Genomic DNA, 7,310 nt, shown 5'->3' on the forward strand with positions numbered 1-7,310 from the left:
TGGTCGCCGGTTCGAATCCGGCCGAGGGCACTGATCAGCACCAGTCGCAACGAACCGGAATCAGCCACCATCTGGTGGCCACTCCCCTGTCCGGAAAGCCACGGGTCGGGAAAGCGGTACTCTTCCGCGACAGTCGCGCGTCGAGCTGGTCGCATCGATGCTGGTCAGGAGCGTGGGGACGAGCCCTCGCCCCAAGGACGCTACGGCTCGGGGCCGGCGCGCCGCCCCCGAAGCGCCCCCGGAGGACCACAGCCCAAAGCGAGAAGGGCCGCTGCCGCCCGGCTACCGGCCCGTTTCGGGCATGAGCGCGTACGCTAGGTGCGCGTAGGTTGACGCCACGCCAGTCGCCCGCACATCGCCCGTCCAAGAGCGAAGATCGGGCACCACCTGCTCCTGTTGCCGACGGTCGCGGCTCTGCCGATCGATGAGCCCGGCCGGGTCCTGCTGGTCCGGCAAGCTGCCTTGGGCACCTCCAGCACCATCGGTGGCGCCGTCGACGAGGACGAGGCGCCCGCCGATGCCGGTCGGCGAGAACCGGATAGATCCGCGCCGCGTGCCTGAGAGTCGTGGGGGTGTTCGGCGAGTAGGCGTCGGCGCGTGCAGAGACGCCTTGGACTAGCTCGGTTACTGCCCAGTACTTCCGGGACGCGTAGCGCAGGGTGGCGGGACCAGGTGGATCACGCAGGCCCGCACGAGGGCGGATCAGAGCCCATCGGCCGCCAGGAGGTAGAGGGCTGCCCCGACGGAGAGGACTTCCTCGTCGTAGACGACATCGTCCGCGTGGTTGAACGAGGTGTTATCTGGCCCCTTCGCGCCGAGGTACACCATGCCGCCGGGCCATCGCTGTAGGAAGTAGGCGAAGTCCTCGATGACCATGGACGGTTCCACCATGGGCGTGAGGTGGGCGCCTAGGTCCGTTTCGCGGACCCGACCCTCGAATCGCTCCATGAACTCGGGGTCATTGACGACTGCCGGATAGCCCTCGTGGATCGTGAGCCTCGCTGTCAGCAGGTACCTGTCCGCGACCTGGGCGACAAGCTGCTCCATCCTCTCGATCAGGGCTCGTCGCTTGCCCGCGCTTAGGGTCCGGATGGTTCCCCTGATGCGGCCAGAGGCGGGAATCACATTGAGCGTATTGCCAATCAGGCTCTCGGTGGGTGTCGCTACGACGTGTTCGTCGATGCCGATTTCGGCGGCCAGCTGCGGCAGCGCCGTCGCGATAGCTGCACCCGCCTCGACCGGGTTGCCGACAAGATGGGGCTGGCTCGCGTGACCGCCGGGGCCTCGCAGCTCGATCGTGAACCAGTCGCCGAAGGACATGAATACGCCGGGACGGCAGAGGATGGCGCCCGGCTGCGCGAGGGCATGCACGTGCACGGCGAAGGCGGTCGCATCGCCGTCGAATTTGAGGTTGTCGTGCTCGAGGACGGCCAGCGCTCCGCGATCCGACTCCTCCCCCGGCTGGAAGGCCAGGATGGTGTCCCGCCGGGGCGCGGAGTCGGCCAACACCTTCGCGGCGCCCAGGAGCATCGCCATGTGCAGGTCGTGTCCGCACGCGTGCATTGCGCCCGGCTCGAGCGACCGGAAGGGCAGGCCCGTTCGCTCGGTCACAGGCAGGGCATCCATGTCCGCCCGGAGGACGGAGACGATACCATCGGGGGCGGTCCCGGGCACGCGGACGGTCAACCCAGCGCCGCGGTGGACCTCGACGTCGTAGCCGAGCGCCGAAAGGAACTCCTCGACGTAGCGGTGCGTCCACGGCAGCTCGAGACCGACCTCGGGGTGCTGGTGCAGTTCACGCCGCCGCGCGACCATCCAGTCCTGGACGGCTCGGGCTTGCTCGACTCGACCGGTCATGAGCCGTCCGCGGCGATGTCTGCCTCGAGCGGGGCTTGCGTCGGCTGGGCACCGCGGTGCAGCGTGCTGCGCCCGGCGACCTCGATCGCGCGGCGGACGGCGTCACTCAGCTCGCGGCCCGCGGCGATGCCGACTGCCAAGGCCCCACAGAATGCGTCCCCGGCGCCGGTGGTGTCGACGGGATCGACGGACAGGGCGGGGTGATGGGTCGGCTCGCCGCCGACCTCGCGCACGACGGCGCCGTCGGCTCCCAACGTGACGACGACGGTGCCGTCGAATGACAGGGCACCCAGGCATCGCTGCACCTCTGCGAGTGTCTCCGGTTCGGCCGTCCGCGCCAGCTGTCCCAGCTCCTTGCGGTTGGGCACGAGGACGTCGACCCGCTGCAACAGCTTCGCGAGGTCGTCCGGGTCGGCCTGCATCGGTGCCGGGTTGAGGACGAACGTGACGTCGGCGGCCAGCGACGCGGCCATGCTCTCAAGGACCGGGACAGGCACCTCGAGCTGCGCGAGCACTACGGCCGGCTCGGCCGCCCTGACGTGCTCCTCGACCCAACCGGGCTCGACCGCCGAGTTCGCGCCCGGGTCGACGACGATGAGGTTCTCTCCGGAGTCGTCCACGAGGATGATCGCGGTGCCGGTGTCGACGTGCGGGACCACCGCGACTCCGCTTACGTCAACGCCGTGACGGCGCAGGTGGGAGAGGTAGCTCTCGCCCGCGTCGTCTGCACCGACGGCGCCGACGAAGCCGACGTCAGCACCGAGGACCGCCACCGTGACGGCCTGGTTGCCGCCCTTCCCGCCGAAGGCCCGGCTGCGGTCCCCCGCGAGGACCGTCTCACCGGGCACGGGCAGAGTCCTGACGCGATAGCCTAGGTCGACGTTGAGTGAGCCGACCACGCTGATCCTGCTCATCGGCGCCGCCCGACGTGGTCGACCGCCTCGATGACCAGGTCCCAGTAGCGCTCGGCGTCAAGGGTCATGGCGACCTGAGCGTTCGGCTCCTGCTCCGGGTAGCGCCGGTGGAGGTCCACAACGGTGGTGCCCCGGGTCCACCTCCCGTCGAGCTCGACGGCCACGAACGCCTCGCGCCATTCGATGAGGTCCGGCTGGATGATCGCGGCGATCGTGCAGGGGTCGTGGACCGGCGGGGCCGAGAACTCCCAGACACGGTTGTAGGACGCGCCGAAGAACCCCATCCAGGCGGCACAGGTGCGCCCGACCACGTGGTCCATCGCGGCCATCCGCTCGACGACCTCCGGGTTGGCGAGCGCCTGATGCGTCAGGTTGAGGCCGACCATCCGGACGGGCAGCCCGCTGCCGAGCACGACGTCGAGCGCTTCCGGGTCGGCGTAGGTGTTGAACTCGGCTGTCGGCGTGTGATTCCCGCGCTCGGTGGATCCGCCCATGAAGATGACCTCGCGGATCCCGTCCTTCACTGCCGGACGGGTCAGCAGGAGCTGGGCGACATTGGTGATCGGGCCCGTCGCGGCGATGGTGACCTTCTCGTCGCTCGACTCGATGACCCGCCGCAGCAACTCGACCGCGTCGCCTCCAGTCACCTCGAAGCCCGGCTCCGGCATGGGAGGTCCGTCCAGCCCGCTGGCTCCGTGCACGTAGTTGCCCAGGGTCGACAGGCCGTCCAGGGATCCTGCGGCTCCCCGAGCCACCGGCACGTCCGTCGTACCCGCCAGCGTGAGGATCTGCACGGCGTTGCGGGTCGCGTCCTCGACCGAACAGTTGCCGAAGGTGGTCGTGACCGCCTTGAGGTCGACAGCCTCGGAACCGACTGCGAGGAGCAGGGCGACCGCGTCGTCGTGCCCCGGGTCGCAGTCGATGACGATGGGCAGACCGGCCATCAGGAAGCCCGCTCGGCGCCGAGCCACTCCAGCATGGCGCCGACCAGGGGCGCGAACCCGTCCCACTCGAGGAACTCGGTGGGGCACCAGTGCGGACCGATGTCGGAGGTCCAGACGAGGGAGCGTCCAGCGCCGACCTCGCGGGTGGCGATGAGGACGTCCTCGTCGACCGTGGCGACGACCTGGGCATCGGCCTTGGGGGTCACGACGTTGTAGCCGAGCAGCGGCGGGGCCGCGCCCGTCCACGCCTTGCCGATCTCGTGGTCGTTCGCCACGAGCTTGCACACCGCACCCTGCGGCGCCTCGGCGCGGTCGTCACTGGTCAGCAGGTCTACGGGGAGCACATCCTCGATGGGGCTCCTCGCGAAGTTGGCCCGGGCCTGGAAGCCCTGGAAGCTGAGGTAACCGCCGGCCATCATGAGTCCGCCACCCGCGCGGGTCCACTCGGCCAGGGCGACCAGCGGGTTGTCGGTGCGCTGGCCACGCAGCCAGACCTCGTTGGGCAGCACGAAGGAGTTGTAACCGATGTCCGAGAGGATCACGACGTCATAGGCCGACAGGGCCTCGGCGGTGCGCGGGAACTTGCTCGGCACGTCATGCGCATACATCTGCTCGACCTCGATGCCCTGGGAGGCGGCGGCGGCGATGAAGTGGTCGGCCCCAGTCTCGAAGGTCGTCGACGAGAAGCTGTCGAAGCCCTTGTAGTGGGTGGACTGCGAAATCCAGCTCTCGCCGGCAAGCAGCACGCGCGCCATGTCAGTTCTCCTTCTGTGCGGTATCGAAGAGGGTGCGGGGGTTGGTGGTCAACAGCTGGTGCACGTCGGCCTCGGTCATGCCAAGGCGACGCAGACGGGGGACGAAGTACTGCTGGATGTGGCCGTAGCCGGGTCCGCCATAGCGGCGCAGCAGTGACTTGACGAAGATGTCCTGGGAGATGAGCAGCCGGCCCAGGTGCCCTCGCTCGGCGAGGCGGCAGATCCAGGTTGCGTTCTCCTCGTCAGAGGGGCACTGGACGTCCTGGTCGGCGTAGAAGACCTCCATGCCGATCATGTCGTACTGGACCCAGGCGCCCCGGCGCAGCAGCCCTTCTTGGTAGTCGAGGTCGGCGCCGGAGGGCCCCATGTGGCAGAGCACGATGTGCGCCGGGTCGACGCCGTGCTGTTCGGCCAGGTCGAGGACCTCGTTTGCGCGACGGAACCAGCCCGGCAGGTGGACCTCGACGGGCAGGTGGACCTCCCGCTGGGCGATCAGCGCCCCCTCGAGGCTGGCCCGTTCTGCCGGCGTGAAGTCAGCACCGACGCCGATCTCACCGATGATGCCCGGCCGGATGCCGTCCTCGCCGGACTCGACGTCCCGGACGATGATCTCCGCGATCTGCTCCGGCGCAAGGCCCTTCACGTCCTCCGGCTGGGCCCCGTCGAGGTAGAAGCCGGTGCCGGCGATGATCTGGACGCCGGTCTGCCGACTCACCCGTTGGAGACGAGCGAGGTCACGCCCCGTACCTAGACCGGTCGCATCGATGATCGTCGTGCCACCGAGGGAGGCGTACCGGCCGACCTCTTCCACGGCGAGGGGTTCGTCGTCGAGCCGGAGGTTGGGGCGGTTGCCGAACGGGTCGTGCTTGAGGTCCCACAGGATGTCCATGGTCACGGGGTGCGCGGCGAAGTCCTCCGGGTCCCACCCGTGCGAGTGCGTCTCGGTCCACCACGAGCTGACGTCGTTGAAGATGTGCTCATGGGTGAGCGTCGTACCGAGGTCGCCGGAGTCGACAGGCCCGGTGACGGTCATGACGGTCGTCATCGGCGTGACCTCACCAGCCTGCCGAAGAGCTTGCTGTTCAGGAAGATCGCGACGATGAGGATGATGCCCTGGACGATCGGCACCCAGTAGACGTCGACGCGCAGCAGGACGAGGCCGTTGCTGATGATGCCCAGGGTGAGGGCGCCGATGGCCGAGCCGAGGATCGACCCGCGGCCGCCCATGAGGCTCGTCCCGCCGAGCACCACCGCGGTGATGACCTCGAGCTCGAACATGGTCCCCGAGTTCGAGGAACCGCTTGCCAGGCGGGTGGCCGTGATGATGCCGGCACCGGCCGCCAGGACGCCGGTGATGATGAGGACGGCCATCTGGATCCGTCGGATGTCGACCCCGGAGCGCCGCAGCGACTCCGCGTTCGAGCCCACCGCCGTCACGTAGCGACCGAACCGGGTGCGGGTGAAGACGTACCAGGCGATGACGACGATCGCGATCGCGATCCAGGTCGGCGTGTAGAGGCCGAGCAGCTTGCCGTTGCCGAGCGGCAGCAGGAAGGACGACTCGATGGGCGTGCTGTAGCCCTGGGTGATGAGGAGGGCGACACCCCGGATCGCCGTCAGCGCGGCAAGCGTCACGATGAAGGACTGCAAGCGGCCGTATGCCGTGAGCGCCCCGTTGATGGCACCGATCGCGGCGCCGATGAGCAGGGTCAGGACGAGGGCGAGGACGGGGTTTCCTGTCTTGGCCAAGATCGCCAGCGCGGAGGCGGTCAGGCCGACGATGGACCCGACCGAGAGGTCGATCGCCCCGGTCGTGATGACGTAGGTCATGCCCATCGCGACGACCACCGTGGGGGCAATCTGCCGGGCCACGTTGACCAGGTTCTCTGCGGTGAGGAAGGCGTCGGCTCGGGCGCTGAAGAAGATGAAGAGGGCTGCGAACACCACGCTGATGGACAGCACTCCAAAGTGTCGGCCGATGAACTCGCTGCGGGCGCCGCGGGAGAGACGGTAGGGCTTGCTCACGGTGGTCAACGTCGTCTCACTTCCCCATCATCGCGGTGACGAGTCCGCTCAGATCGGTCTTGGCTGGGTCGAGTTCCTGGTGGATCGTCCCCTCGTAGAGGACGACGAAGCGGTCGGCCACCTCGAAGAGGTCCTGGAGGCGGTGCGTGATGAGCACGACCGAGACGCCCCGGGCGGAGACGTCCTTGATGAGCTGGAGGACCATCTCCACCTCCTTCGCAGCCAGGGCCGCGGTGGGCTCGTCGAGGACGAGGACCTTGGGATCGAACGTCACGGCGCGCGCGATCGCGATGGCCTGCCGCTGTCCGCCGGACATGTTCCCCACCTCTTGGCGGGTGTTGGTGATGCGGATGTGCAGCTTGCGCAGCTCATCGGCGGCCTCGTCGTGCATCCGGTCGGTGTCGAGACGGCGCGTGAGCGAGTTGAACTTCTCGCGTCCGAGGAAGAGGTTCGCGGTCACGTCGAGGTGGTCACACAGGGCGAGGTCCTGGTAGACCATCTCGATGCCGTGGGCGCGTGCCGCACGCGGGCCGGAGCCGGTCATGGCCTCGCCGTCCACGAGGATCTCGCCGCGGTCCGGGGTCTCCGCGCCGGCGAGCATCTTCATGAGCGTCGACTTGCCGGCCCCGTTGTCCCCGACGAGGCCGATGACCTCGCCGGGGGCAATCGTCAGGTCGACCCCCCTGAGCACATCCAGAGCGCCATACGACTTGCGGATGCCGCGCATCTCCACGCGGGGTGGCGACTCTGCGATCGTCGCGGCGGCTGGCTGCGTGCTCGTGCTCATGGGGACCGTCCTCGGTCAGGGTGCGGGG

General features: G+C 68.7%; 8 protein-coding genes. 1 reads left to right on the forward strand and 7 read right to left on the reverse strand.

Annotated elements, in window-relative coordinates; all coding sequences use genetic code 11:
- Positions 1-396 precede the first annotated feature (396 nt).
- Positions 397-561, forward strand: a complete 165-nt coding sequence (locus tag N864_RS26455; RefSeq protein WP_205620980.1) for an NUDIX domain-containing protein — start codon at positions 397-399, stop codon at positions 559-561.
- A gap of 141 nt (positions 562-702) precedes the next feature.
- Here N864_RS26455 and N864_RS16920 read toward each other — a convergent pair whose 3' ends face one another.
- Genes N864_RS16920 through N864_RS16950 form a run of 7 tightly spaced genes read right to left on the reverse strand, consistent with a single transcriptional unit; the run spans position 703 to position 7,282 of the window.
- Complete coding sequence (locus N864_RS16920) at positions 703-1,857, reverse strand: M20 metallopeptidase family protein (protein WP_034719577.1); 1,155 nt, start codon at positions 1,855-1,857, stop codon at positions 703-705.
- Positions 1,854-2,771 carry a ribokinase gene (locus tag N864_RS16925; protein WP_034719580.1) on the reverse strand — a complete coding sequence of 306 codons (918 nt, stop codon included), beginning with the start codon at positions 2,769-2,771 and terminating at the stop codon, positions 1,854-1,856. The genes N864_RS16920 and N864_RS16925 overlap by 4 nt, the downstream gene beginning before the upstream one ends.
- Positions 2,768-3,715, reverse strand: a complete 948-nt coding sequence (locus N864_RS16930; RefSeq protein ID WP_034719583.1) for a nucleoside hydrolase — start codon at positions 3,713-3,715, stop codon at positions 2,768-2,770. Before N864_RS16930 ends, N864_RS16925 begins: the two co-directional genes overlap by 4 nt.
- Entirely contained in the window at positions 3,715-4,470 is a 756-nt protein-coding gene (locus N864_RS16935; protein WP_034719587.1) for a glutamine amidotransferase, read from the reverse strand. The genes N864_RS16930 and N864_RS16935 overlap by 1 nt, the downstream gene beginning before the upstream one ends.
- 1 nt (position 4,471) lies before the next feature.
- The gene (locus N864_RS16940; RefSeq protein ID WP_034719589.1) at positions 4,472-5,515 is read right to left on the reverse strand and encodes a phosphotriesterase family protein; all 1,044 of its coding nucleotides are present in this window, start codon (positions 5,513-5,515) and stop codon (positions 4,472-4,474) included.
- Positions 5,512-6,495, reverse strand: coding sequence for an ABC transporter permease (locus N864_RS16945; RefSeq protein WP_205620981.1), 984 nt, complete (start codon positions 6,493-6,495; stop codon positions 5,512-5,514). Before N864_RS16945 ends, N864_RS16940 begins: the two co-directional genes overlap by 4 nt.
- 16 nt (positions 6,496-6,511) lie before the next feature.
- On the reverse strand, positions 6,512-7,282 hold the full coding sequence (locus tag N864_RS16950) for an ATP-binding cassette domain-containing protein (RefSeq protein ID WP_051518723.1): 771 nt from the start codon (positions 7,280-7,282) through the stop codon (positions 6,512-6,514).
- Positions 7,283-7,310 lie beyond the last annotated feature (28 nt).

It is taken from the genome of Intrasporangium chromatireducens Q5-1 (assembly GCF_000576575.1).
Taxonomy (GTDB): domain Bacteria; phylum Actinomycetota; class Actinomycetes; order Actinomycetales; family Dermatophilaceae; genus Intrasporangium_A; species Intrasporangium_A chromatireducens.